General features: G+C 53.0%; 20 protein-coding genes, 1 tRNA gene and 1 pseudogene. 11 read left to right on the plus strand and 11 right to left on the minus strand.

Annotation, left to right across the window (positions count from 1 at the left end):
- Positions 1–4: 4 nt before the first annotated feature.
- The 4 genes from paoC to BM373_RS08825 all read left to right on the plus strand — a co-directional run bounded on the left by paoC (position 5) and on the right by BM373_RS08825 (position 4431).
- Positions 5–2203, plus strand: a complete 2199-nt coding sequence (paoC, locus tag BM373_RS08810; protein WP_090461036.1) for an aldehyde oxidoreductase molybdenum-binding subunit PaoC — start codon at positions 5–7, stop codon at positions 2201–2203.
- 13 nt (positions 2204–2216) lie between these two features.
- Positions 2217–3140: an XdhC family protein gene (locus BM373_RS08815; RefSeq protein WP_256214609.1), complete on the plus strand. Its 924-nt coding sequence runs from the start codon at positions 2217–2219 to the stop codon at positions 3138–3140.
- The gene (locus BM373_RS08820) at positions 3134–3679 is read left to right on the plus strand and encodes a nucleotidyltransferase family protein (RefSeq protein ID WP_090461037.1); all 546 of its coding nucleotides are present in this window, start codon (positions 3134–3136) and stop codon (positions 3677–3679) included. Before BM373_RS08815 ends, BM373_RS08820 begins: the two co-directional genes overlap by 7 nt.
- A 191-nt stretch (positions 3680–3870) precedes the next feature.
- Positions 3871–4431, plus strand: coding sequence for an Ail/Lom family outer membrane beta-barrel protein (locus BM373_RS08825; protein ID WP_090461038.1), 561 nt, complete (start codon positions 3871–3873; stop codon positions 4429–4431).
- 48 nt (positions 4432–4479) lie between these two features.
- Here BM373_RS08825 and BM373_RS21435 read toward each other — a convergent pair.
- Positions 4480–4629 (minus strand): annotated as a pseudogene (locus BM373_RS21435) (NAD(P)-dependent alcohol dehydrogenase); the annotation flags it as partial.
- Positions 4630–4807: 178 nt separating this feature from the next.
- Here BM373_RS21435 and BM373_RS08830 point away from each other — a divergent pair.
- The 3 genes from BM373_RS08830 to BM373_RS08840 are packed head-to-tail and all read left to right on the plus strand — an operon-like array spanning position 4808 to position 8316.
- The gene (locus BM373_RS08830; RefSeq protein ID WP_090461039.1) at positions 4808–5410 is read left to right on the plus strand and encodes a hypothetical protein; all 603 of its coding nucleotides are present in this window, start codon (positions 4808–4810) and stop codon (positions 5408–5410) included.
- The gene (locus BM373_RS08835; RefSeq protein WP_090461040.1) at positions 5407–6375 is read left to right on the plus strand and encodes a hypothetical protein; all 969 of its coding nucleotides are present in this window, start codon (positions 5407–5409) and stop codon (positions 6373–6375) included. Before BM373_RS08830 ends, BM373_RS08835 begins: the two co-directional genes overlap by 4 nt.
- Before the next feature lie 30 nt (positions 6376–6405).
- Positions 6406–8316, plus strand: a complete 1911-nt coding sequence (locus BM373_RS08840; protein WP_090461041.1) for a toll/interleukin-1 receptor domain-containing protein — start codon at positions 6406–6408, stop codon at positions 8314–8316.
- Between the two features lie 371 nt (positions 8317–8687).
- Here BM373_RS08840 and BM373_RS08845 read toward each other — a convergent pair whose 3' ends face one another.
- From BM373_RS08845 to proB, 4 genes are all read right to left on the minus strand, one after another.
- Positions 8688–10466 (minus strand): ATP-dependent nuclease, encoded by a 1779-nt coding sequence (locus BM373_RS08845; protein ID WP_090461042.1) that lies wholly within the window; start codon positions 10464–10466, stop codon positions 8688–8690.
- A gap of 1009 nt (positions 10467–11475) precedes the next feature.
- A tRNA-Thr gene (locus tag BM373_RS08850) sits at positions 11476–11551 on the minus strand.
- Between the two features lie 114 nt (positions 11552–11665).
- Positions 11666–12919 (minus strand): glutamate-5-semialdehyde dehydrogenase, encoded by a 1254-nt coding sequence (gene proA, locus BM373_RS08855; protein ID WP_090461043.1) that lies wholly within the window; start codon positions 12917–12919, stop codon positions 11666–11668.
- A gap of 11 nt (positions 12920–12930) precedes the next feature.
- Positions 12931–14034, minus strand: a complete 1104-nt coding sequence (gene proB, locus BM373_RS08860) for a glutamate 5-kinase (RefSeq protein ID WP_090461044.1) — start codon at positions 14032–14034, stop codon at positions 12931–12933.
- A 290-nt stretch (positions 14035–14324) separates the two neighbouring features.
- Here proB and phoE point away from each other — a divergent pair, with 290 nt between their 5' ends.
- Positions 14325–15386 carry a phosphoporin PhoE gene (phoE, locus tag BM373_RS08865; protein WP_090461045.1) on the plus strand — a complete coding sequence of 354 codons (1062 nt, stop codon included), beginning with the start codon at positions 14325–14327 and terminating at the stop codon, positions 15384–15386.
- Between the two features lie 71 nt (positions 15387–15457).
- Here phoE and crl read toward each other — a convergent pair whose 3' ends face one another.
- The 3 genes from crl to gpt form a co-directional block, all read right to left on the minus strand.
- A complete protein-coding gene (gene crl, locus BM373_RS08870) occupies positions 15458–15859 on the minus strand; it encodes a sigma factor-binding protein Crl (protein WP_090461046.1) in 402 nt (133 codons plus the stop codon).
- Between the two features lie 57 nt (positions 15860–15916).
- Positions 15917–17164: an esterase FrsA gene (gene frsA / locus BM373_RS08875; RefSeq protein WP_090461047.1), complete on the minus strand. Its 1248-nt coding sequence runs from the start codon at positions 17162–17164 to the stop codon at positions 15917–15919.
- Positions 17165–17277: 113 nt separating this feature from the next.
- Entirely contained in the window at positions 17278–17736 is a 459-nt protein-coding gene (gene gpt, locus BM373_RS08880; protein WP_040077024.1) for a xanthine phosphoribosyltransferase, read from the minus strand.
- A gap of 261 nt (positions 17737–17997) precedes the next feature.
- Between gpt and pepD the strand changes: the two genes are divergently transcribed.
- Positions 17998–19455: a cytosol nonspecific dipeptidase gene (gene pepD / locus BM373_RS08885; protein WP_090461048.1), complete on the plus strand. Its 1458-nt coding sequence runs from the start codon at positions 17998–18000 to the stop codon at positions 19453–19455.
- Between the two features lie 94 nt (positions 19456–19549).
- On the opposite strand, the gene dinB is transcribed toward pepD, so the two are convergent.
- The gene (gene dinB / locus BM373_RS08890) at positions 19550–20605 is read right to left on the minus strand and encodes a DNA polymerase IV (RefSeq protein WP_090461049.1); all 1056 of its coding nucleotides are present in this window, start codon (positions 20603–20605) and stop codon (positions 19550–19552) included.
- A gap of 266 nt (positions 20606–20871) precedes the next feature.
- Between dinB and dpaA the strand changes: the two genes are divergently transcribed.
- Positions 20872–21612 carry a peptidoglycan meso-diaminopimelic acid protein amidase gene (gene dpaA, locus BM373_RS08895; protein WP_090461050.1) on the plus strand — a complete coding sequence of 247 codons (741 nt, stop codon included), beginning with the start codon at positions 20872–20874 and terminating at the stop codon, positions 21610–21612.
- Here dpaA and BM373_RS08900 read toward each other — a convergent pair.
- Together BM373_RS08900 and lpcA are read right to left on the minus strand one after the other, a co-directional pair.
- Positions 21583–22350, minus strand: coding sequence for a class II glutamine amidotransferase (locus BM373_RS08900; RefSeq protein ID WP_090461051.1), 768 nt, complete (start codon positions 22348–22350; stop codon positions 21583–21585). The two genes, dpaA and BM373_RS08900, sit on opposite strands and share 30 nt — an antisense overlap.
- A 45-nt stretch (positions 22351–22395) precedes the next feature.
- Complete coding sequence (gene lpcA / locus BM373_RS08905) at positions 22396–22977, minus strand: D-sedoheptulose 7-phosphate isomerase (RefSeq protein WP_090461052.1); 582 nt, start codon at positions 22975–22977, stop codon at positions 22396–22398.
- Positions 22978–23216: 239 nt separating this feature from the next.
- Here lpcA and fadE point away from each other — a divergent pair, with 239 nt between their 5' ends.
- Complete coding sequence (gene fadE, locus BM373_RS08910) at positions 23217–25670, plus strand: acyl-CoA dehydrogenase FadE (RefSeq protein WP_090461053.1); 2454 nt, start codon at positions 23217–23219, stop codon at positions 25668–25670.
- Positions 25671–25677 lie beyond the last annotated feature (7 nt).

Genomic DNA, 25677 nt, shown 5'->3' on the forward strand with positions numbered 1-25677 from the left:
GGTGATGAAATTCGATCAACCTGCACAAGAGAATCCCATCGACCGCCAGAAGGTGGTCAGCCAGCCGCATGACCGGATCGACGGGCCGCTAAAAACCACCGGCACCGCGCACTATGCCTATGAATGGCATGACGAAGCGCCTGACGCGGCGATTGGTTTTGTGGTCGGTTCCGCCATTGCGAAAGGACAGATCACCGGCATGGAACTGGAGGCGGCCCGCAAGGCACCCGGCGTGCTGGCCGTAGTGACGGCAGAAAACGCCGGAAAACTGGGCAAAGGGGAGAAAAACACCGCCACGCTGCTCGGCGGCCCGGAGATTGAGCATTACCATCAGGCCATCGCCGTGGTGGTCGCTGAGACGTTTGAACAGGCACGTGCCGCCGCCGCGCTGGTTAAGGTGCACTACAGCCGCGAGCGCGGCGACTACGATCTGGCAGAGCAAAAACCGTCGGTCACCACGCCGCCGGAAGGCACGCCGGATAAGAATGTCGGTGATGTTGACAGCGCGTTTGCCGCTGCCGCCGTGCAGCTTGACGCCATCTATACCACGCCCGATCAGAGTCACATGGCGATGGAGCCGCATGCGTCGATGGCGGTCTGGGAGGGCGACAAGCTCACCGTCTGGACATCGAACCAGATGATCGACTGGTGCCGCACCGATCTGGCGCTGACGCTCAATATGCCGAAAGAGAATATCCGCGTGCGGTCGCCCTACATCGGCGGCGGTTTCGGCGGGAAGCTGTTTTTACGCAGCGATGCGCTGCTGGCGGCGCTCGGTGCGCGGGCGGCAAAACGGCCGGTCAAAATCGCCCTGCCCCGCCCGTTTATTCCTAATAACACCACTCACCGCCCGGCGACCCTTCAGCACATTCGCATCGGCACCGATAACGACGGGCGCATCACCGCCATTTCTCACGAAAGCTGGTCAGGTAATTTGCCCGGCGGCGAGCCGGAAACGGCGGTGCAGCAAACCGAACTGCTGTATGCCGGGGCGAACCGTCATACCGGGCTGCGGCTGGCGGAACTGGATCTACCGGAAGGTAACGCCATGCGCGCGCCCGGTGAAGCGCCAGGCCTGATGGCGCTGGAAATCGCCATTGATGAGATCGCGATCAAAGCCGGGGTCGATCCGGTGGAATTTCGCATTCTTAACGATACCCAGGTTGATCCCGCTAACCCCGAACGTCCGTTCTCCCGCCGTCAACTGGTGGAGTGCTTACGCACGGGCGCGGAAAAATTTGGCTGGGATAAACGCAACGCCACGCCCGCGCAGGTGCGCGACGGGCGCTGGCTGGTCGGTATGGGCGTGGCGGCCGGTTTTCGTAATAACCTGACGACCAAATCGGGCGCGCGCGTGCATCTCGACGCGCAGGGCGTGGTCACCGTTGATACCGATATGACTGACATCGGCACCGGCAGTTACACCATCATCGCCCAGACCGCCGCCGAGATGCTCGGCGTGCCGCTGGACAAGGTGGTGGTGCGACTCGGCGACTCCGACTTCCCGATTTCTTCCGGTTCCGGCGGGCAATGGGGGGCGAACAGCTCCACGGCGGGCGTGTATGCCGCCTGCGTGCTGCTGCGGGAAACGGTGGCGAAAAAGCTCGGTTTTGATCCGCAGCAGGCCGATTTTGTGGACGGGCAGATCCGCGCAGGCGATCGCAGCGCCAGCCTCGCCGATGCCGCCGCTGACGGCACTATTACCGTCGAAGATTCGATTGAATTTGGCGATCTGGCCGAAAAATACCAGCAGTCCACCTTTGCCGGGCATTTTGTTGAAGTGGGCGTGGATGTGGCGACCGGGGAAGTGCGTCTTCGCCGGATGCTGGCGGTGTGCGCTGCCGGGCGAATACTCAACCCGAAAACAGCGCGCAGCCAGGTAATTGGCGCAATGACCATGGGCGCGGGGGCGGCGCTGATGGAAGAACTCGCCGTCGACTCCCGGCTCGGGTATTTCGTCAATCACGATCTGGCGGCCTACGAGGTGCCGGTACATGCCGATATTCCTGAGCAGACGGTGATTTTCCTCGATGACACCGATCCCATTTCGTCGCCGATGAAAGCCAAAGGCGTGGGCGAACTGGGCCTGTGCGGGGTCGGCGCGGCGATCGCCAACGCGGTGTTTAACGCGACCGGCGTGCGGGTGCGGGATTATCCGCTGACGCTGGATAAGTTGCTGAAAGGCTTACCAGAGCAGGTTTAAGGATGGTGAAACAGTGCAACAGCCCTTTTCCCTGACGGAGCCTGTCACGCCCCGTCAGGCGTTTTTGACCGACGACAGCATGGCGATTTTGCGCTTTGCGGCCCAGGCGATGAGCGCTGGCATGGCCGCCGCGCTGGTCACGCTGACCAACGTGCGCGGCGGCGCAGCGCGTTTGCCCGGCGCACAGATGGCCGTGCGCGAAGATGGTCAGTACTGCGGCTTTGTCTCCGGCGGCTGTGTGGAAGCGGCAGCGGCGTTCGAGGCGCTGGAAGTGATGCAATCCGGGCGCGACCGCACGGTGATCTACGGCGAAGGATCGCCATATTTCGATATCGTTCTGCCCTGCGGTGGCAGCATTACGCTAACAATCCATGCCCTGCGCTCAGCACAGCCTTTGCTGGCGGTGCTGAATACTACGGAACAGCGTGAACCGGCCTGTCTGCGCTATCACCCGTCAACGCAGCGTCTGCAAAGCGTTGCGCCTGGCAAAGACAGCGGCCGGGGAGAACATTTTGACGTGCACTACCGCCCTGCGGTGCGGGTGATGGTCTATGGCCGCTCCGTCGAGGCACAGGTGACCGCAAGCCTGGCGCAGGCGGCGGGCTATGACGTGCACACGTTCGACGGCGTGGAAGCACGAAACTCATTCGCGCTGATTGATGCTGATACGGCGGTGGTTTTGCTGTATCACGATCTGCATCGTGAGCTGCCGATTTTGCAGGCCGCGCTCGCCGCCACGCCGTTCTACGTCGGTGCGCTGGGCAGCAGTCGTACCCACCAGCAGCGCGTGCAACGGCTGACGGAACTCGGCTGGTCAGCGCGCGATACCGCGCGGATCAAAGCGCCGATTGGCCTCTTTCCGAAAGCGCGCGATGCGCACTCGCTGGCGCTGTCGATTCTGGCTGATGTGGCCGCGGTGCGGACAAAAGCATGTTAACCCCCTCCCCGACCGCGATCATTCTTGCCGCCGGAAAGGGCGCGCGCTTTCTGGCTTGCGGCGCGTCCACCCACAAGCTGGACACGCTGTTGCACGGCAAAACGGTGTTGCAGCATGTGATTGAGGCGGCGCAGGCTTCAGGACTGCCCTGGCATCTGGTGCGGCCCGACGGCGGCACGCCGGGGATGGGGGATTCGGTGGCAATGGGGGTGCGGGCCACGCCCGATGCAGGAGGCTGGCTGATCCTGCCCGGCGATTTACCGCTGATTACGCCGGACACGCTACAGTGCGTGGCTGCCGCGCTCACCGAGGGTCAAATCGTGGTGCCGCATTATCAACAGCAATTCGGGCACCCGGTGGGATTCGGGCGCGCATATTTTTCTTCTTTATGTGCGCTTTCCGGCGACACCGGCGCGCGGGAAATTGTGCGGGAAGCGCGATTGTGCGGAAAGGTTCATGATTTGCCTTTATATGACAGGGGCATCGTGGAGGATATTGACGTTCTGACGGATTTGCAGCGCGTTATTAATTTAGAATAAGTGTTGAACCTTATTTTACTGTCAATTGCAACTACCCTATTTCGGGAGGGGCATAACCGTCATATTCCGGCCTTTAGGATTATTCCCCCTTTTTCCCTCCGTTAAAAAGTCCAACAATTTCAGGCGCTGCACTGGCAGCACAGGATATCTCTGGCATCAACACAATTCAGTGGCAATAAGGACTAAGAAAAATGAAAAAAATATCTGTGGGAATTCTCGTCGCAGCAGGCCTGATGAGCGGTGCAGCGCAGGCCGACAATCAGACGGTTACCGTGGGCTACGCACAAAGCAAGGTTGAAAATTTTAAAAATATTCGCGGCGTGAACCTGCAATATCGTTATGAATATGAATCTCCGGTTAGCATTTTAGGTTCTTTCACTTATTTAAGCGGCGATGAAGATCAGCATTATTATGTGGCGTCTGATTCGGTGAAAAATAGCGTTGAAGTAAAATACTATTCACTGATGGTCGGCCCGGCTTACCGTATTAACGACTTTGTTTCCCTGTATGCGCTGGGCGGCGTGGCACATACCAAAGCTGATGGCAACACCAAATGGGTCAACGCGGGTGATAACTACACCGTGCGTGAGAGCATTTCCGAAGACTCCACCTCGTTTGCCTGGGGCGCGGGCGTGCAGTTTAACCCGACCGAAAACCTGGCGATTAACGTCGGCTACGAAGGCACCAACGTGGATATCGACGGCTCCCGCGATATTAACGGCTTTAACGTAGGCGTCGGCTACCGCTTCTGATAGACCTTCCTGCTGCCCGACGACCTTGCGCCGCCGGGCATGTATACATCACGACGCCAGGGTGGCGTTATCAATCACAAAACGGTAGTGCACATCGCCTTTGAGCATCCGCTCGTAGGCTTCATTGATTTGATCGGCACGGATCATTTCGATATCCGCCGCAATCTTGTGCTCAGCACAGAAATCGAGCATCTTCTGGTCAGCGGACAACTGACGTCTAATTCTTAGGAACATATTGTTGATGCGGCGCTGGCGGGCATAGGTATCGTTTTTTTGCCAGAAATACAGATTAAAACTATTGACTTTGGCAGTTGTAATATCAATAGCATCCTGTAATCTGTCAGGGGAATAGCCTACCTAATACAAGGGACATCATATGTCTGCGGAGGAAAAACCAGTCTGGGGGATTACCGGTCATCGGCGCATACCGCATCCTGATAATCTGTTTCAAAGGATATTACGCCATGGCGAGATATTACTTGAGAGCGGTAATTCGGTATATGGTTTAACACCGCTCGCGGAAGGTGCAGACCGTATTTTTGCTCAGGCGCTGATACAATTAGGTATTCCTTACAGTGTGCCCCTCCCCCTTGAGCAAAAAAATTACGAACATGATTTTCCCGGTTCAATCGGGGAATTCCAAACGCTACTGGAAAAGGCACAAACAGTTTTTACTCTACCGCGCTGTCCCTGGCTCACGGAGAGCGATGTACAACCTGATGCTTCCGGCCGTGATTTTCAATACCTTAGCGTTGGTGTTTATATCGCCAACCAGTCCGATGTGCTTTTCTCAGCGTGGAACGGCAAACCGGGGCAGGGGATGGGCGGTACCGCGCAAATTACTCAACTTTTTCAGGATTTCAGTTCGCTGGCCACCTCAGTCAACGAAGAGCAATATCGTTATTTTCAGGCATTAGGTAAAAGAAAAATAGCAACTAAACGCAAATTAATATCTTTGGACGTGGTACAGGATAAATGAACCCTTTACATTTTACGCTTAAACAGATTTCAATTCGGCATAATGCTTATTTAAAGAAACACAGCCAACCACAGACAAATCATAGTAAAGAACCTGCCCCTGATATTTATACAGATGAATGGCACGATCTGAACTGGCATGAGGAGCGGTCGTATCACTATAGTTGCTTATTTCGTGGCGGCGTTCTGTTGAGTTATACCCTTGGATTCCTCGCCGTGGTGTTCGCCGTCATTCCTATTTCTGGGATGCTCAGAGAAGAAACACTCCACCATTATGGCTTTATATTCGTATTACTGGAGTTGCTCGCGATTGCGTTGATCGTCGCCATTTATGTTTCCGGAATGTCGAATAAAGAGAATGGTTCTGGCCGTGTATTGTTTCAGAACTGGCGGGGCAACTGGCAGCGGCATCGCACTATAAGTGAAATCTTACGTTATCAGGACGCGATCGTATGGCTTAAACCAGATAATGTGATCCGTAAGTATCAGATTCCTGAGGCCGTACTCGCTGCCGCTATTCCTTCCGCCGAAGCCATGTTGCGCCGTTTACAAATACTGCTGGCAGAGCAACAGGCTTATAATGCACAGAAAAAAAGCGAATATCATTTTATTCAGCATCGTCTTCATGCCATTGCTAAATGGAGTTTTATTCTGACGCTGGTGTGTTGCCTGGCGCACTTTTTTGTCCACTCTGCCGCGCTCTCTGCCCTGTCCGCCATTCTTCCCGCGCTGGGTTCATGCTGTCACGGCATTGCCTCTACTGCTGAATATGAAAAATTAGCGCAGCAATGCCACCAGACAAAACTCCTGCTGGATAACTTCGCGCAAGGACTGGTTGTTAACGAACAGCGTTTACTGGTTGATGATGTCGCGCTGCGCAAAGAAGTTAAGAAGTTCCTTGATATAGTGTTGGACGACAGGGATAAGTGGTACGTCTTTACCAGCTCCAGCAAATTGCCGTTATGACTTTATTTTGATTTCAGGAAAGAGATAGACATGTCATCACCTATTTTTATTAGCCACTCTTCCCGTGACCGGGACTGGGCATATCGACTGATTAACGATCTGGAAAAACGCGGCGTTCCCTGCTGGATTAGCTCTCGTGACATTGAGCCTGGTGCCGATTATCAGAAATCAATCGTCGATGCGCTTGAGGCGGCTCCGGCGATGGTGCTGTTATTTAGCGATCACGCCAATAACTCTAAAGAAATTCCCCGTGAAATGGCCATTGCCAGCGGCAAAAGCAAACCGATGATCCCGGTGAGGATCGAGGATGTTGTCCCACGTAATGCGCTGGAATATAGCCTGACTAATGCCCAGTTTCTCGATCTGTTTGCTAACTATGAAGGCACCATGACTCGCCTGACGGAAGCGCTTCTCCGCCAGATTGCCGCCAGTAAGCTGAATGTATCCAGCGCGAAACCTGCCGCCGTAGTCGATAAACCAGCACCGACAAAAAGCCCTCAACCCAGGGACGCTAACGATCAAACAAAACAAACTCGTACTGAGAAGACTCCCCCACCGAAGCCGAAATCCAATAACAAAGTCTATATCGGCGGTGGTGTAGTGGCGCTGTTAGCGATTGCTGGCGTATTTACCCTTACCTCGCATGATGATGCACCTCAAACGCAGACCGTTCAGTCGGCCCCGGCCCCTCAAACTGCACCTCCTGCCGCGAAACCCGCTCCAACTATTGCTGAACAACCGCAGCAAAGCGAAGCAAAAGCAGTAACTCCACCGCCCGCTCCTGCCGTCTCCGTCGCACCAGAAGAAGATGCCGCACCAGGTGACATCGGCGCGCTGGTGACCAGCACTAAACAACTGCGCGCGAGTGACCGCATTGAGGCATTGCAAAAAAGTCCGCTAATGGAAAGTCAGAAGCTCAGCGCCGGACAAATGCTGACTCTGCTGAGCGGCACCAGCAACAGCCAGCGTAGCAATCTGATCGAGGATCTCCTGCCCTTCACTGAGCAACCCATCGCCGTTACGGATGCGTTGAAATTACTGAACTTAACCGGTGATAGCTGGGCTTCTACGGTCACTACGCTAAATCCTGCGCTGCCGGACAATCTCAAAGATGAGGAGATTCTGGCGCTACTGGGAACAACATCGTCTTCAAGCCGTGCACGAGTACTTGAGAGTCTGGCCCCGAAAGGCGTTGCACCATTTGACCTGGCCATTGTCGAGAAAATTCTCAGGCCAATGAATGATAGCCGCAGCGGAGCCATTCGCACGCTGGTGAATTTATTGCCACAGCCGCTGCCGGAAGACAGTTTCGGTATGCTGTTGACTTCCATCAATAACAGCCAGCGCAACAATACGATTGAAGCGATGCAGCCAGCGCTTGCTAATACGCTGACGCTTTCGGGCACGTTGAAACTGCTCGAAAATACTAACGATAGCTGGACTTCTACGCTTTATACCCTTTCACCAAGGTTGCCGGAGAATCTTACAGCGGCTGAAGGCACACAGTTGCTGGGGCGTACACAAAATAGCTCTCGCGCACGCGGCCTGGAAGCTGTCGCACCGCACCTGGCTTCCGGCCTGAAGGGGAGCGATACAGAGTCCTTGTTAAAAGGCATGAATGATTCGTGGTACAGCGGCGTTTATTTGCTGGTTCCGCGCCTTGCTAAAGATCAGGACAACGCCTCGATTTTGACGCTTTTGGGCCCGACCAAGAACAGTACTCGTAATCGAACGATAGAAGCCCTTGGCAGCGTTTTGCCCGCTAAAATTAGCGTGGATGACGCCGTCAATATGCTTAACGGGACAGGCGACAGCCGGTTATCAACAGCGATTTTCTTGCTGCCCTATTTGCCACCGCTCAGCCAGCAAGATCTGGATAATCTGGCGGGAAATATAAGCAAATCCGACCGGCAAAGGCTGTTTGAAGCCACGAAAAGTTAACAGCGGTTATCGGTAGAGTAAAAGAAGGTCCAGGGAGGGACGTTCTGATGCTAAGAAGTAATTTGAATAATTGGAGTGACTATAGGTTTTGCCGCTGTATGAGCGAGCGCGAATCTAAACCCCTGAGCATCAAAATAATGCATATTCCTGAAGTACTGATAGACATTAGGAAATGTTTGGATTGCTGCGATAATAGGAATAGAATTAACATCCAACTCATTGATTAAAATTATTTTTATGCAAGACCAACAGATGGATGCCCCCAATAATGCCCCCTACCTCTCTTTTATCCTTCATCTGTATGTACTGTTTTCGAAGAAGCAGAACTAGAAAGACCCCATAACTTAGGGTCTTTCTAACTTTATAGATTATTAATAAGGTTCTTGTACATTTTCATGAAGAAAGTCTTGGGTAAATTCATTACCAGATGATTCCGTTGAAGCAATTTCTTTCAGAAAAGCAATTATTGGCAAATGATTATCATCTAACCCTATAGTTTTAGAAAATTCATATGCAGATAAAGGTTTCCCTTTTTGCTTATCATACTGATAGTTATGTGCGTGTTCAAAATTCCTAATCGATACATACCGTTTTGCGTAACCACCATTATCAGATATATTTACTACAGATTCCCATATTGTATCGTTAAGTGACCAAGCACTATTAGCTTTAGGAGTTTCATTATCCTTTTTTAGCACTCGCACGCCTTTTTCATAAATATATCTTTCATCTGAATCATGGATAATGTGAAGTCTAATTTTAAAGGTGCTTAGGACTTCCAAGAAAAAAGGTATATTATTTTTACTGCCTGTATTCAAAACAAAAATCTCTTTATTAGCATAAAATCTGTCTAATAACTCTCTCAATACAATTGCTTCTGTATCACCTTCAACAAGTATAACCTCATCTGCAAAAAAACTTTCGCAAATATGCGGGTTAAATCTATTAAGCATCATGACTTTTTCTTTTACTTCTTCGCTTTTTGTAAATAAATTTTCTTTGGTTTGATATATATGTGTTGCTCCATCATCCCCAGCTACAAATCTTACAAGAGATGTATGCTCCTTACTAAGATCTATAAGCTGAGGGTCATGTGATATACAGATAATTTGATAATTATCTTGGGAAGCTATATTGTACAAAGTTTCACGAAACCTTCGCTTATTACTTGGATGCAAATAAAGCTCCGGTTCTTCAAAAAGAATGATATTCTTTTTAATATCAGCTCCATCAGAGCCGTCCTTTGTATCTCTAAAAATACCTAATATATTTACTATAGCTTGCCTTATCAAAGCGTGTCCATGTAAGTCAAACTGTCTATAGTTCCCAGAGCTATCCATTTCCTCAATTTGAGATTTGATAACTTGCAATTTTTCTACAATTGCTATATCTGCATTATCGTCAGATTTCGGCCCAATGGAAATACTAAAATCACTTTCAAAAGCTTTACAAAGATCCATCGGTTTAAATGGATCCGACTGTATCTTTATTTCCATTTCAGGAAACGTTTTATTGAAATACCTATTTGCTTTTGTGGCTATTTCACTTAATAAATCTTCCCCTTCAACTTTCTCTTGTAGAGCTTTAACTGCTCTAAAAGCCTCATCATATTCTTTTTGGTGGTTTTTCTGCAAATTTTTAATGATCCTAGTTTTAATTTCCTTATCAAGCCAAGCAGTTAATGCTTTGATATTTGGTATCGCTTCTATATAAATTATATTAGGGCAAGCATTAGTCAATATAGTGTCTATGCCACCAAATCCACCAGTTATATATTGTTGCGTGTTAGGATCAAACGTTTCTTTTTTTGCCGTCTCGTTTGGATTAACCCATACTTTTCTTATTTTTACTTGATTGTCACGATCAACCCATTTATCAAGCCCTTTGCCAGCAAAGCTTTTATCATCTGATTCCTCTTTTATAAATACAGCTTCAATCATTATTGGTTTTTTAAAATCATGATTATGAAAATCAGTTGGCAATGCTTTTTCAGAAGGTGAAGTAAAATATTTATAAGCATGTAATATGCTTGATTTGCCAATGTTATTCTTACCAAAAACAAATACTATATTATTCTCATTAAAGGTAATAACATTATCGTCGCCATTAATAGCTCTAAAATTTTCTATCTTTAGTGTCTTAAGTTTCATACATCCTCCATGCAAATCATGTAAAGAAAGGTGACATCCTAAGATACCTCTGAAAACTTTGACAAAAAATTTATTTCGCACGCTTAAATATTTGGATAAATAAACACTGTTTTTTTATCCAAGTACAAATATATGTAAGCGAATAGTTAACTTCCAATCTCGATTAGGTATTTTGCGGCCCTCGGCACGCTCATCAAATGCCCATAGTCTTCACGTATAGATTCTCTATCTCACATCTCATTTTATATGTGTAACCTCGCTACGTTGTATTGACGCAGCCATAAAGCTGCAAAATAAAAATATTGTGGACAAAAACGGCACTACACCGCCATGACGATAAATTTTTTCAGTTCTAATTTTCTTCAAAGGCCCCTGCCAGACCGCATCAGTGCTAGCGTCTTCGGCCAAAAGTACTACTGAAAAAGTTGAAAAGAATTTCAGCGTTTTTCAGTTTCTGTATCATTTGAATTACTGGCAAAGAATGCAGCTTATTGATTTGACAGGATTAATAAATTTTTCGTCACTTTTTTTAAGTGAACCCGTGAAGCTAAAAATAATTAAGCCATTGAAATTTAGATATTTAATACTCAGAAAAACTGAAAAGTGTTCACAGAAAAATTGCTGTGCCGGGCATAGCCCTGCCACCCGGCCACCGATACTCACATCCGATTTGTAGCAGACAGAAGAAGCTCCAGCGCCTTTTCTCTGTCCTGCTACGGCAGCGCATCAATCAGCTCTTTTACCCAGTCCTGTCCTTTCAATGCACTGGCTAATCGTGTGTGAAAACGAAATACACATCACGAACGTGTGCCCGCATTCAGCGTCGAGCAGTAGAAGTAAGCATCAGCTAATTAAGGATGTTTACGATAGGTCGTGGGGACCTTCGCATATGCCAGATTTTCCGGGCAGGTCATTTTCGATTTGACTCATTACTGTCGGAAAATGCCACAAATATGGCACAAGGTGCTTTTGCAGATTTAGTGAATATCGCGTGGAGCCGCGTGATTAGTGGTGCCGATAATAGGAGTCGAACCTACGACCTTCGCATTACGAATGCGCTGCTCTACCAACTGAGCTATATCGGCCCTGAAAAGGACGTGCTCACGAGCGTGAACACGGGTTGGAAGATTAAAACTAACCGGGTGATGCGTCAATGCCCCTGGGAATCAAACGGCTACTTTTGCATCACCCCGGTGTTTTTAAGCACGAATGGTATCGTCGCCAAAACCGATCCACTTGTAGGTGGTCAGCGCTTCAAGTCCCATCGGGCCGCGTGCGTGCAGCTTCTGCGTGCTGACGGCGACTTCTGCGCCCAGACCAAACTGTGCGCCGTCGGTGAAGCGCGTGGAGGCGTTCACGTATACCGCTGAAGAATCCACTTCATTCACAAAGCGATTAGCGTTGCGCAGCGTGCGGGTGAGGATCGCGTCGGAGTGCTGAGTTCCGTGCTCGCGGATGTGAGCGATCGCATCATCAAGATCGGCGACGATCTTAACATTCAGATCCAGCGACAAATACTCATCGTCGTACTGTTCTGCTTTCACCGCTTCAATCGATGCCGGACCGCCTTGCAACAGAGCCAGCGCAGCCTCATCAGCGTGTAACGTCACGCCGCTGTCAGCCATCTGCTGGCTGAGCGCAGGCAGGAAAGTCTGCGCGATGGACGCATTCACCAGCAGCGTTTCAACCGTGTTACAGGTGCTCGGACGCTGGGTTTTGGCATTCACGATAATCTTCAGCGCCGGGGCGAATTCTGCGGTGTCATCCACGTAGATATGGCAGACGCCAATCCCACCGGTGATCACCGGGATGGTGGACTGCTCGCGGCACAGCTTGTGCAGCCCCGCGCCGCCGCGTGGGATCAGCATGTCGATGTATTTATCCATGCGCAGCATCTCGTTCACCAGCGCACGATCCGGGCTTTCAATGGCCTGCACCGCACCGGCGGGCAGACCGCACTCTTCCAGCGCCTGCTGGATGACCTTGACGGTCGCGGCATTGGTGCGCCAGGTTTCTTTACCGCCGCGCAAAATGGCGGCGTTGCCGGTTTTCAGGCACAGCGAGGCGACATCGACGGTGACGTTCGGGCGCGCTTCATAAATCACGCCCACCACGCCGAGCGGTACACGGCGGCGTTCGATGCGCAGGCCGCTGTCGAGCAGACCGCCATCAATCACCTGCCCTACCGGATCGGCGAGATTGCACACCTGGCGCACATCGTCGGCAATGCTTTTTAAGCGTGCGGGCGTCAGCGCCAGACGGTCGAGCATCGCTTCGCTTAAGCCGTTGCGACGCGCTTCCAGCACGTCCTGCTCGTTCGCCAGCAGGATCTCTTCACTGCGAGCTTCCAGATAGTCGGCCATTTTTTCCAGCACGCGATTTTTTTCGCGGGCGGAAAGCTGCGCCAGTTTGTACGACGCTGCTTTCGCAGCGATGCCCATTTGTTCCAGCATACCTCTGCTCCTTAGCGGGTGATCATGTCGTCGCGATGGACGGCAACCGGGCCATATTCATATCCCAGAATAGCGTCGATCTCTTGCGAATGGTGGCCGGCAATACGGCGCAGCGCATCGCTGTTATAGCGGCTGACGCCGTGGGCAATGTCGCGCCCTTCCAGGTTGCGGATGCGGATGACTTCACCACGGGAGAAATTCCCGCTGACTTCTTTGATGCCCTTCGGCAGCAGGGAGCTACCGCGCTCAAGGATGGCGGCGGTGGCCCCTTCATCGACGGTGAGTTCGCCTGCGGGCGGTGCGCCAAAGATCCAGCGCTTGCGATTCTCCAGCGGGGACGCCTGCGCGTGAAAGCGTGTGCCAACCGGGATGCCCGCCATCACATCGCCAATCACGCCAGGCTTGCTGCCTGCGGCGATGATGGTGTCGATCCCGGCGCGGCAGGCGACGTCGGCGGCCTGCAATTTGGTGCCCATGCCGCCCGTACCGAGGCCGGAGACGCTGTCGCCCGCGATGGCGCGCAGCGCATCGTCGATACCGTAAACGTCTTTAATCAGTTCTGCATCCGGGTTGTTACGCGGATCGGCAGTGAACAGGCCTTGCTGATCGGTCAGCAGCAGCAGCTTGTCGGCCCCGCCGAGAATAGCCGCCAGCGCAGAAAGATTATCGTTGTCGCCCACTTTGATTTCAGCGGTGGCGACAGCATCGTTCTCGTTAATCACCGGCACGATATTGTTATCCAGCAGGGCACGCAGGGTGTCGCGGGCGTTGAGAAAACGCTCACGATCTTCCATGTCGGCACGCGTCAGCAGCATCTGGCCGATATGGATCCCGTAGATCGAAAAAAGCTGTTCCCAGAGCTGGATCAGGCGGCTCTGCCCTACCGCGGCAAGGAGTTGTTTGGAGGCGATGGTTGCGGGCAGTTCGGGATAGCCTAAATGCTCGCGCCCGGCGGCGATGGCCCCGGACGTGACAATCACAATTCGGTGCCCGGCAGCATGAAGCTGCGCGCACTGGCGTACTAATTCCACAATATGGGCGCGATTCAGGCGGCGCGATCCGCCCGTTAAAACACTGGTGCCGAGTTTTACCACCAGCGTCTGGCTGTCACTCATGATTCTCTGCCGTTCAACAAATAGGGAAATGGATATCAGTCTGACGTTGTAACAGGAGTCAACGCGCTTGCCAACCCGCAGCGTAAAAAGCGGAACAGTTTGTTGCGCGGGATCAGCAAGCGTAGCGGCAGATTTTGACGGATTTATTGCAGTAGCAATAAAAGTGAGTTTTTTCAAATTATTCCGAGATTGTCATAAAACGTTCATTGCCGGACGTTAAAACCCTTCATGTTTTTTCACGGGGCATAAGCCCAGCGAATATTAGCGTGACTTTCAAATCGGGAATCAAAATGAAAAAGAGTACTCTGGCATTAGTGGTAATGAGCATTGTTGCTTCTGCATCTGTACAGGCGGCTGAAGTTTATAACAAGAATGGCAACAAGCTGGATCTGTACGGCAAAGTGAAAGCCATGCACTACTTCAGCGACGAGCCAACCGCTGATGGCGATACCACCTATGTCCGTTTGGGTTTTAAAGGCGAAACGCAGATTAACGATCAAGTGACCGGTTTTGGCCGCTGGGAAGCAGAATTTGCCGGTAACAAAATCGAAGGCGCAACCGATGCACAGAAAACCCGTCTGGCGTTCGCGGGTGTGAAAATCAAAGATTTCGGCTCACTGGATTACGGTCGTAACCTCGGCGTGCTGTACGACGTGCAGGCGGCAACCGATATGTTCCCGGAATTCGGCGGTGACTCGCTGGGTAAAACCGATAACTTCATGACCAAACGTACCACTGGCGTGGCGACTTACCGCAACACCGATTTCTTCGGTGCGGTGGAAGGTCTGGACCTGACCCTGCAATACCAGGGTAAAAACGAAGGAACGCGCGCCGCCAACAAACAGAACGGCGACGGCTGGGGCACCTCTCTGGCGTATGATTTCGGCGGCAGCCCGGTAACCATCACCGGTGCGTATGCCAACTCTGATCGTACCGATCTGCAGGAAGCGTCAACCCGCGGTCAGGGCGAGAAAGCGGAAGCCTGGGGCACCAGCATCAAATTTGATGCCGACAATGTTTACCTCGCAGCAATGTACGCGGTGGCAAATAACATGACCCCGATCTCCGGCGGTTTTGCGAACAAAGCGGAAAACTTTGAAGCCGTGGCGCAGTACCAGTTCGACTTCGGCCTGCGTCCGTCCCTGGGCTATGTGCAGTCGAAAGGGAAAGACATCGAAGGCGGTATCGGCGACGAAGACCTGGTTAAATACATCGACGTGGGCCTGACCTACTACTTCAACAAAAACATGTCTGCGATGGTGGATTACAAAATCAACCAGATCGACGACGACAACGCGCTGGGCCTGAGCAGCGACGACGTGGTTGCGGTTGGCCTGACCTACCAGTTCTAAGCCCAACTGACGCATAAAAGAAAACGCCCTTCAGTTCATGAAGGGCGTTTTTTTATGGATGCTTTGCGGGATCAGGCGGAAAGTTTAACCGGCTGCTTTTTGAAATCATCAGCAGGTTCAAGTTTAAGTTCCAGCGTGGCCAGCAGGTCGCGCGCACGATTGTGGAATTCACGCAGCGTGTGCTCAAGCCGGTCGGTGACTTCTTTATCTTTGATCGCAACAGGCTGCCAGTGGCCGTCTTTGTCGAACATGCCGAACTGGTAGCTGTAGGTGAAACGTGTTTCCTGGGCTTCCATTATCATCCACCAGCCCCAGAACTCACGCTTTTCAGGGGCGGGCTTTACGTTAACGCAAACCGCCAGGCAGTCGAAGAAAAACCGGTTGTCTTCACACTGCTCTTCCCGGATATACGGGCCAAGCGAGGTGAATTTTTTGATAAGCCTGCTTCTCGGGTGTCCACTCGGTAACGTCATTGCGATCTCCTTATATGAAGCAACTGTTTTACCAAACCAATATAAATTAGCAACGCATTAACGCAATTTATGATTCATCCAGTCAGTAATTTCCAGAAGTGCCTTATCAAAGTTGCGGTAAACCGGCTTAAACGGGATCTCCAGCAGCTTGCCTTCAGTAGATGAAGAAGTAATCAACCGGGACTCTTCTTCCGGGCTGAACGGATCGTTTTTCCAGAAGCCGGAGAGCATCGGCGTCGGGCAGCGGCGGCCCAGTAATCCCTGCGTTTTTAATGAATAGCGGTTCAGTTCAACGCGCAGCGCCTCGTCGGAAGCATCGTGCATACCCAGACGGCTGGCCAGCACGTCCAGATACATTTCCGGCACGTTAGCCTGTCGCGCCGGATCGCTCAGTAAAGCGTGTACAACCGGCCCCAGGCAGGCCACGGCTTTCAGGCGCTGTGATTCCAGATACGCCAGTCGTACCGCAACGTTCGCGCCAAAGCGAAACCCAAACGCCGCCACGCGCGTATGATCAATCCAGGGAATGCCCGGCAGCGCTTTCAGCACGTGCTGGTGCAACTGGCTTGAATCCTGGGTGAGCTTCCATTTGGAAGAGAAGCCAATCGACGGCATGTCCAGCGTCAGCATGGCGATCCCCTTCGGCGCAAAATAGCGCTCATAGAGGGTGTAATAGTCGCTTTGCAGGCTGTCGAGCCCACCGCACATCAGCACCGTGGGGAACGGGCCGTCGCCTTTGGGCATGTGCAAAAACGCGGTCAGCGGCGCGCCGCCGGGGATGGGGATTTCCAGTTCACGTAGCGTACCCGGCAGGTGTTTAGCTGCTTCTTCATAGGCCCGGTTAGCCAGCGCCTGCGCCTGTTCAGCGAGATCGTCGCCTTTCAAATGCGGGTAAGCCGCGATGCTGTAAAGGTTGGAGGCATGGAGCCAGTAGCGACCACTTTTCGCCGCGTCTGCCTCCTCCTGAATGGCTTTTTGCTGCCAGGTCATCGCCTGCGTCGCCCATTCGTAGATCCAGTTACCGCCGCGATAGCCGACCACCGTATCGTAAAGCTCGCTGTCGGTGCGTTCGGCGTCGCTCATCACGATGCGCGCCTGCACTTCAAGCAGCTCGCGCGGATCGATGCCGCGCCAGACCCACATCAGGCGGTTGAGCATGCGATACCAGCGGGGAACGTTTTTGCCATCGAGCGCCGACTGTACGGCGGGCTGAGTGCCATGCTGGAATCGACGTACCAGCGTGGATGTTTCGGGATGCTTAAATCGGGGTTTGAACAGGGTTTCGCTGAGGTTTTTCTGGGTCATTGCGCGCAAGCCTCCATGAATACGTCACTATGATCCATTGTAACCTGCCAGGCGCTAAATAAAACAACGCCCGGCAAAACCGGGCGTTGTCAGACATAAATTGTGCAAGGATATTAGCGACCAGAGATTGGCGGAACGAACACCACGCCCATATCCCACGGCTGTTCAATCCAGGTATCCTGCGGGATATCAATAACGTAATCGTCAACCAGCGGTTTGCCAGCCGGTTTAGCGAAAATAGTTACGAAATGCGCTTTTGGATACATTTCGCGGATAGCAACGGCGGTACCGCCGGTATCCACCAGATCGTCGATCACGATGAAACCTTCGCCATCCCCTTCAGCACGCTTAAGAACCGTCAGCTCGCGCTGATTGTCGTGGTCGTAGCTGGAGATGCAAACGGTATCAACATGGCGAATACCCAGTTCACGCGCCAGCAGTGCGCCTGGCACCAGACCGCCACGGCTAACGGCAATGATGCCTTTCCACTGTTCTGACGGCATCAGGCGAGCTGCCAGTTTGCGCGCGTGAATTTGCAACATGTCCCAGGTGACGACGTATTTTTCGCTCATGTGAAGTGTCCCAGCCGATGTAATAAAGGCTTAAAAAGTGTTCGAGGGGAAAATGGGTTGCGCGAGATTATAGAGAGGTGCCGCACTAAAAACCAGTGTTACGGGGCATCAGCGCCGCTTTTTACGTGCATCCCACTACCAGAGCAGTAATAAAGTGGTATTCTCACCTCCTTCATACAAGCATGACTTGTGGTCTGTTTTCATTCGCTAACCCTGTGACCTGTAAGTCTGTTTTGCGGGTCTACGTCAAGGAGACTTATCGTGTCTGAACTGTCTCAATTATCTCCACAGCCGCTGTGGGATATTTTTGCCAAAATCTGTTCTATTCCTCACCCGTCTTATCATGAAGAGCAACTGGCTGCGCACGTGATGGACTGGGCGAAAGAAAAAGGCCTCTTCGCCGAGCGCGACAGCGTCGGTAATATCCTGATCCGTAAGCCTGCCACTGCCGGTATGGAAAACCGTAAAGCCGTGGTTTTACAGGCGCATCTGGATATGGTGCCGCAGAAAAACAACGACACCGTGCATGACTTCACCAAAGATCCGATTCAGCCGTACATTGACGGCGAGTGGGTTAAAGCGCGCGGCACCACCCTGGGTGCAGACAACGGCATCGGTATGGCATCTGCCCTTGCGGTGCTGGCTGATGACAGCGTTGAACATGGCCCGCTGGAAGTGCTGCTGACCATGACCGAAGAAGCCGGCATGGACGGCGCATTCGGATTGCAGGCGAACTGGCTGCAGGCCGATATTCTGATTAACACCGACTCCGAAGAAGAAGGTGAAATCTACATGGGTTGCGCGGGTGGCATCGACTTTACCGCCAATCTGCCGCTTGAGCGTGAAGCGGTTCCGGCTGGCTTCCAGAGCTTTAAACTGACCCTGAAAGGGCTGAAAGGCGGTCACTCCGGTGGTGAAATCCACGTGGGTCTGGGCAACGCCAACAAACTGCTGGTGCGTTTCCTGGCAGGCCACGCGGCTGAACTGGATCTGCGTCTGGTCGATTTCAACGGCGGCACGCTGCGTAATGCGATCCCGCGTGAAGCGTTCTCCACAGTGGCGGTTGCCGCTGACAAGGTTGAATCCCTGAAAGCGCTGGTTAACACCTACCAGGAAATCCTGAAAAACGAGCTGGCGATCAAAGAGAAAAACCTGGTTGTGCTGCTTGAAGCGACCAGCAACGAGAAAGCCGCGCTGACCACGCAGTCTCGCGACACATTTGTTCGCCTGCTCAATGCGACCCCGAACGGCGTGATCCGCAATTCTGACGTGGCCAAAGGCGTGGTGGAAACCTCGCTGAACGTTGGCGTTGTGACCATGACTGACGACAATGTGGAAATTCACTGCCTGATCCGTTCTCTTATCGACAGCGGTAAAGAGTATGTGGTGAGCATGCTGGATTCCCTGGGCAAACTGGCTGGCGCGAAAACCGACGCCAAAGGCAGCTACCCAGGCTGGCAGCCGGATGCGAACTCACCGGTGATGCATCTGGTGCGTGAGACGTATCAGCGCCTGTTCGATAAAACGCCGAACATTCAGGTGATTCATGCGGGTCTGGAATGCGGTCTGTTCAAGAAGCCATACCCGGAGATGGATATGGTGTCGATTGGGCCGACCATTACCGGGCCGCACTCCCCGGATGAGCAGGTTCATATTGAAAGCGTGGGCCAGTACTGGATCCTGCTGACAGAACTGCTGAAAGCGATTCCGGCGAAGTAAGTTCTCTCCCCTCACCCCGACCCTCTCCCACATGGAGAGGGAGGATTTGCCCCCTCTCCCCTGGGGAGAGGGTTAGGGTGAGGGGGAACCCCCGCTACAACCCCAACACCAGTTGCCGTTCCAGTTGCGGATCCAGCAGCGTCACATGCAGTCCCACCAGTCGCACCCCTCGTCCACCCCGGCGTTCATCCCAAGTTTTCCGGGCGATAGCCACTAAATCCTCTTTATTTAAGCGTGGCCAGACGTGCTCCTGCGTGGTTTGCTGAAAATCATTGAATTTCAGTTTCACCCCCTGACGGGCGATCAGCAGATCGGGCTTCACTTTTGCCAGCCGGCGCTCCAGTTCGTCATAAAGAAAATCAATAATTGCTTCGCAGTCAGACCACTCGTGGATATCGTCCGCCAGCGTGCGTTCGACGCCGACGGATTTGCGCAGCCGTTCGCTGTTAATTTCCCGCTCATCAATGCCCTGACTGCGCTCCCAGAGCACGCGGCCAAACTTACCAAACCGTTTGAGCAGCATGGCGAGATCGGCTTTTTGCACATCTTCGCAGGTGCGCAGCCCAAGCGTTTCCAGCTTTGCCGCCGAGACTTTTCCCACGCCGGGGATTTTCGCCAGCGGCAGGGTCTTCACAAATTCCGGGACTTCGGCAGGCGTAATGACATATTGCCCGTTGGGCTTGTTGAGATCGGAGGCGATTTTGGCGAGAAACTTCACCGGGGCAATGCCCGCTGAGGCGGTCAGGTTCAGTTCGTCATAAATGGTCTGGCGGATTTCCTGCGCCATCAGCGTCGCCGAACCGTGGCAGTGCACGCTGTCGGTGACATCAAGATAGGCTTCATCCAGCGAGAGGGGTTCAATCTGCGAGGTGTAGCGGGAGAAGATGTCGCGGATATGGTTTGAGGCTTCTTTATAGGCGTCAAATCTGCCGGGTAATAACGTGAGGTGCGGGCAGAGCTTCAGGGCCATCGCCGTCGGCATGGCGCTGCGCACGCCAAACTTGCGCGCCGGGTAATTGGCGGTGCTGATCACCCCCCGACGCTCGCGGCTGCCGCCAATAGCAATGGGAATATCCCGCAGCGCGGGGTTATCGCGCATCTCAACCGCCGCGAAAAAGCAGTCCATATCTACATGTATTATTTTTCGCATTGCAGACCCTCACTTTCACTGGATAAGTATACAGCCATCACCCTTAAAATGAGAAGCAGATGTAACAGGAGGGTTAGCAGAGAGATAAACAGTTACCATCGGCGCTGGTGACGTGAAAAATCTCATTGTAAACTCGCTTCCCGGCACTTGCGAAAAAATACCGTGATGCTAATGTGAGCGCTCCTAATCCGGATTAGTCTGAATTTGGATCTCTTTTGCCGTCCTGGCAATGTATGTGGTCACCGCTTTATCAAGGAACCAGCAGTATGCGTAAAATCGCATTATTTCTTGCGATGCTTTTGATACCGTGCGTCTCGTTTGCCGGGCTGCTCAGCAGCAACAGCTCAACAACGCCGATCAGCAAAGAATATAAACAGCAGTTGATGGGCTCGCCGGTTTACATCCAAATCTTCAAAGAAGAGCGCACCCTCGATCTCTACGTCAAAATGGGCGAACAGTATCAACTCCTTGATAGCTACAAAATCTGTAACTACTCAGGCGGTCTGGGCCCAAAACAGCGTCAGGGTGATTTCAAAAGCCCGGAAGGGTTTTACAACGTTCAGCGCAATCAGTTAAAACCGGACAGCCGTTTTTATAAGGCGATCAACATCGGTTTTCCGAATGCGTATGACCGCGCCCATGGTTATGAAGGGAAATACCTGATGATCCACGGTGCCTGCGTCTCCGTTGGCTGCTACGCCATGACGGATAACGGCATTGATGAGATCTTCCAGTTTGTGACCGGCGCGCTGGTGTTTGGTCAGCAAAGCGTTCAGGTCAGCATTTACCCGTTCCGTATGACCGATGCCAATATGGCTCGTCACAAGAACTCGTATTACGCGGATTTCTGGAAGCAACTGAAGCCAGGATATGATTATTTCGCCGCCGTCCATCAGCCGCCTGTTGTGTCGGTCGTGGACGGGCGTTACGTGGTGAGCAAGCCGCTTAAAAACGGCGCGATCCAGCCTCAGCTGGCATCAAACTACACGCTCCCCGAGGCAAAATAAGACCCACTCGCCTGGCATAATCTTGTGCCAGGTTTCGTTGCCCGTTAGCGGCTGCGTCGCAATGACAGAAACCACATCGTTCGGTGTGGTTTCTTTTTGGAAGTCGATCTCCACATCCTGATCCAAAAGCGTCGCCACGCCAAACGGCGCGCGTCGGGTGATCCAGAACAGATTGGTCGAGCAGTACGCCATGACATAGCGCCCGTCTGACAGCAGCATGTTAAACACCCCTTTCTCGCGTAATTCCGCCGCCAGCGTGCCGATGTATTTAAACACAGCCGCCATATTGCCGGGCGTGCGCGGGTAACGCGTCGTCAGTTTATGCAGCAGCCAGCAGAACGCTTTTTCACTGTCAGTCTCCCCTACCGGGCGGAAATTACCGGTTTCAAGCGACTTATAACCGGTGAGTTGCCCGTTGTGCGCGTAGGTCCAGTTGCGTCCCCACAGTTCGCGGGTAAAGGGATGGGTGTTTTCCAGCGCCACTTCGCCACGGTTGGCCTGGCGGATGTGGGCGATGACAGAGCAGGATTTGATAGGGTAATCCTGCACCAGCTTCGCAATCGGTGAGTTATAGCTTGGTTGTGGATCTTTAAACGTGCGACAGCCTTTGCCTTCATAAAAGGTGATGCCCCAGCCGTCTTTATGCGGCCCGGTTCCGCCACCGCGCTGAACAAGCCCGGTAAAACTAAAGCAAATATCGGTTGGCACATTGGCGCTCATCCCGAGCAGTTCGCACATACATCACCTCCACAACCAGCGGGGGCGCACCGCCCCCGGAAAAACTCAGGCTTTAACCATCTCTTTTTCGATCAACTGAATCAGGATATGGATCACTTTAATGTGGATCTCCTGAACACGATCGGCATAACCAAAGTGCGGAACACGAATTTCAATATCCGCCGTACCCGCCATTTTGCCGCCGTCTTTGCCGGTCAGGGTGATCACTTTCATGCCCTTTTCACGCGCGGCAGCCACGGCTTTAATCACGTTCGCTGAATTGCCGGAAGTGGAGATGCCCAGCAGCACATCGCCTTCGCGACCGACCGCTTCCACGTAGCGCGAGAAAATATGATCGTAGCCGAAGTCGTTGCCCACGCAGGAGATGTGGCTGACGTCTGAAATCGCAATCGCCGGGTAGCCAGGACGGTTTTCGCGGTAGCGCCCGGTTAACTCTTCGGCAAAATGCATGGCGTCGCAGTGCGAGCCGCCGTTACCGCAGGAGAGCACCTTGCCACCGGCTTTAAAGCTGTCTGCCAGCAGAACCGCCGCGCGCTGAATAGCGTGAATATTGGCTTCATCTTTCAGAAAATTCGCCAGCGTTTCCGCCGCTTCGTTCAGTTCGTTACGAATCAGATCCTGGTACATGAGGATATCCTTCAGAATGGAGGTAAATAACATGCCGCAGTGTACCGGATAGCGTTTCAGGCGAGAAGCAGAAGCCTTACTTATCACCGGGAGTTTTCGATTAACGTGCGGTTATCACTGCCAACAATGTGAACCAGGTTGTAATTATCTTGTAAACACATTGCTAAATAAAATGGCATACACTACAACCATATCATCACAAGTGGTCAGACCTCCTACAAGACAGGGAGCAATTCTTTATGATGATTTTGAGTATTATCGCCACGGTTGTTCTGCTCGGTGTGCTGTTTTATCACCGGGTCGGTTTGCTTTTGAGCAGTGCTATTTTGCTGGCCTGGACCGCAGCGCTGGGTGCTGCCGGGCTGTGGTCAATCTGGGTGCTGGTCCCGCTGGCTATTATTCTGGTGCCGTTTAACGTGCCTGCGATGCGTAAGTCGATGATTTCTGCGCCTGCATTTCGTAGCTTCCGTAAAGTGATGCCGCCGATGTCGCGCACTGAAAAAGAAGCCATTGATGCGGGCACCACCTGGTGGGAAGGCGATCTGTTCCAGGGCAACCCGGACTGGAAAAAACTGCATAACTACCCGCAGCCGAAGCTGACCGCCGAAGAGCAGGCCTTTATTGACGGCCCGGTGGAAGAAGCCTGCCGCATGGCGAATGATTTCCAGATCACGCACGAGCTGGCTGACCTGCCGCCGGAGCTGTGGGCGTATCTGAAAGAGCACCGCTTCTTTGCGATGATTATCAAAAAAGAGTACGGCGGTCTGGAGTTCTCGGCTTACGCGCAATCCCGCGTGCTGCAAAAACTCTCCGGCGTTTCCGGCATTCTGTCCATCACCGTGGGCGTGCCGAACTCTTTAGGACCGGGTGAGCTGTTGCAGCATTACGGTACTGAAGAACAGAAAAATCACTATCTGCCGCGCCTGGCGCGTGGACAGGAAATCCCCTGCTTTGCATTGACCAGCCCGGAAGCGGGTTCGGACGCGGGCGCAATCCCGGATACCGGCATCGTCTGCATGGGCGACTGGCAGGGCGAGCAGGTGCTCGGTATGCGCCTGACCTGGAACAAACGCTACATTACGCTGGCCCCTATCGCGACCGTGCTGGGCCTGGCGTTTAAACTCTCCGATCCTGAAAAACTGCTCGGTGACCAGGAAGACCTGGGCATCACCTGCGCCCTGATCCCCACCAGTACGCCGGGCGTGGAAATTGGCCGTCGCCACTTCCCGCTGAACGTGCCGTTCCAGAACGGTCCGACGCGCGGCAAAGACATTTTTGTGCCTATCGATTACATCATTGGCGGGCCGAAAATGGCCGGTCAGGGCTGGCGGATGCTGGTGGAATGCCTCTCCGTGGGCCGTGGCATTACGCTGCCGTCTAACTCCACAGGCGGCCTGAAGTCGGTGGCGATGGGGATTGGCGCGTATGCGCACATTCGTCGCCAGTTCAAAGTAGCGATCGGTAAAATGGAAGGGATCGAAGAGCCGCTGGCGCGCATCGCCGGTAACGCCTATGTGATGGATGCGGCCGCCTCGTTGATTACCTATGGGATTATGCTCGGTGAAAAACCGGCGGTGCTGTCGGCGATTGTGAAATATCACTGTACCCACCGGGGCCAGCAATCAATCATTGATGCCATGGATATCGCAGGTGGCAAAGGCATTATGCTGGGCGACAGCAACTTCCTCGCCCGCAGCTATCAGGGCTCACCGATTGCCATCACCGTGGAAGGGGCGAATATCCTCACCCGCAGCATGATGATTTTCGGCCAGGGCGCGATCCGCTGCCATCCGTATGTGCTGGATGAGATGGCTGCCGCGCAGAATAACGATCTGAATGCCTTCGATAAACTGCTGTTTAAACACATCGGTCACGTTGGTAGCAATAAAGTGCGCAGCTTCTGGCTCGGCCTGACGCGCGGCCTGACCAGCGCCACGCCCACCAGCGATGCGACCAAACGTTACTATCAGCATCTGAACCGCCTGAGCGCCAACCTTGCGCTGCTGTCGGACGTATCGATGGCCGTGCTCGGTGGCAGCCTCAAACGCCGCGAACGTATTTCCGCGCGCCTGGGCGATATTCTGAGCCAGATCTTCCTCGCCTCGGCGGTACTAAAACGCTACGACGACGAAGGCCGCCACGAAGCCGATCTGCCGCTGGTACACTGGGGCGTGCAGGATGCGCTGTATAAAGCGGAACAGGCGATGGACGATCTGCTGGCAAACTTCCCGAACCGCGCGGTGGCCGGGCTGCTGAAAGTGGTGATCTTCCCGACCGGTCGCCACTACTTTGCGCCGTCGGACAAGCTGGATCACAAAGTGGCGAAGATCCTGCAAACGCCATGTGCTACCCGCTCACGCATCGGGCGCGGCCAGTATCTGACCCCGAGCGAACATAACCCGGTGGGTCTGCTGGAAGAAGCACTGCGGGACGTGATGGCTGCCGATCCGATCCACCAGCGTATCTGCAAAGAAGCAGGCCGCAATCTGCCGTTCACCCGTCTGGATGAAATGGCGCACGACGCGCTGGCGAAAGGCATTATCAGCGCTGATGAAGCGGAGATCCTGACCCGTGCGGAAGAAAGCCGTCTGCGCAGTATTAACGTCGATGACTTCGAACCTGAAGCACTGGCGACACAGCCGGTAAAGTCGCCAGCACCGCCTTCTAACGTGCGTGAAATCGAAGCCGCGTAACGCTTTT

The sequence above is a fragment of the Enterobacter sp. kpr-6 genome (genome assembly GCF_900116015.1).
Classification (GTDB): domain Bacteria; phylum Pseudomonadota; class Gammaproteobacteria; order Enterobacterales; family Enterobacteriaceae; genus Enterobacter_D.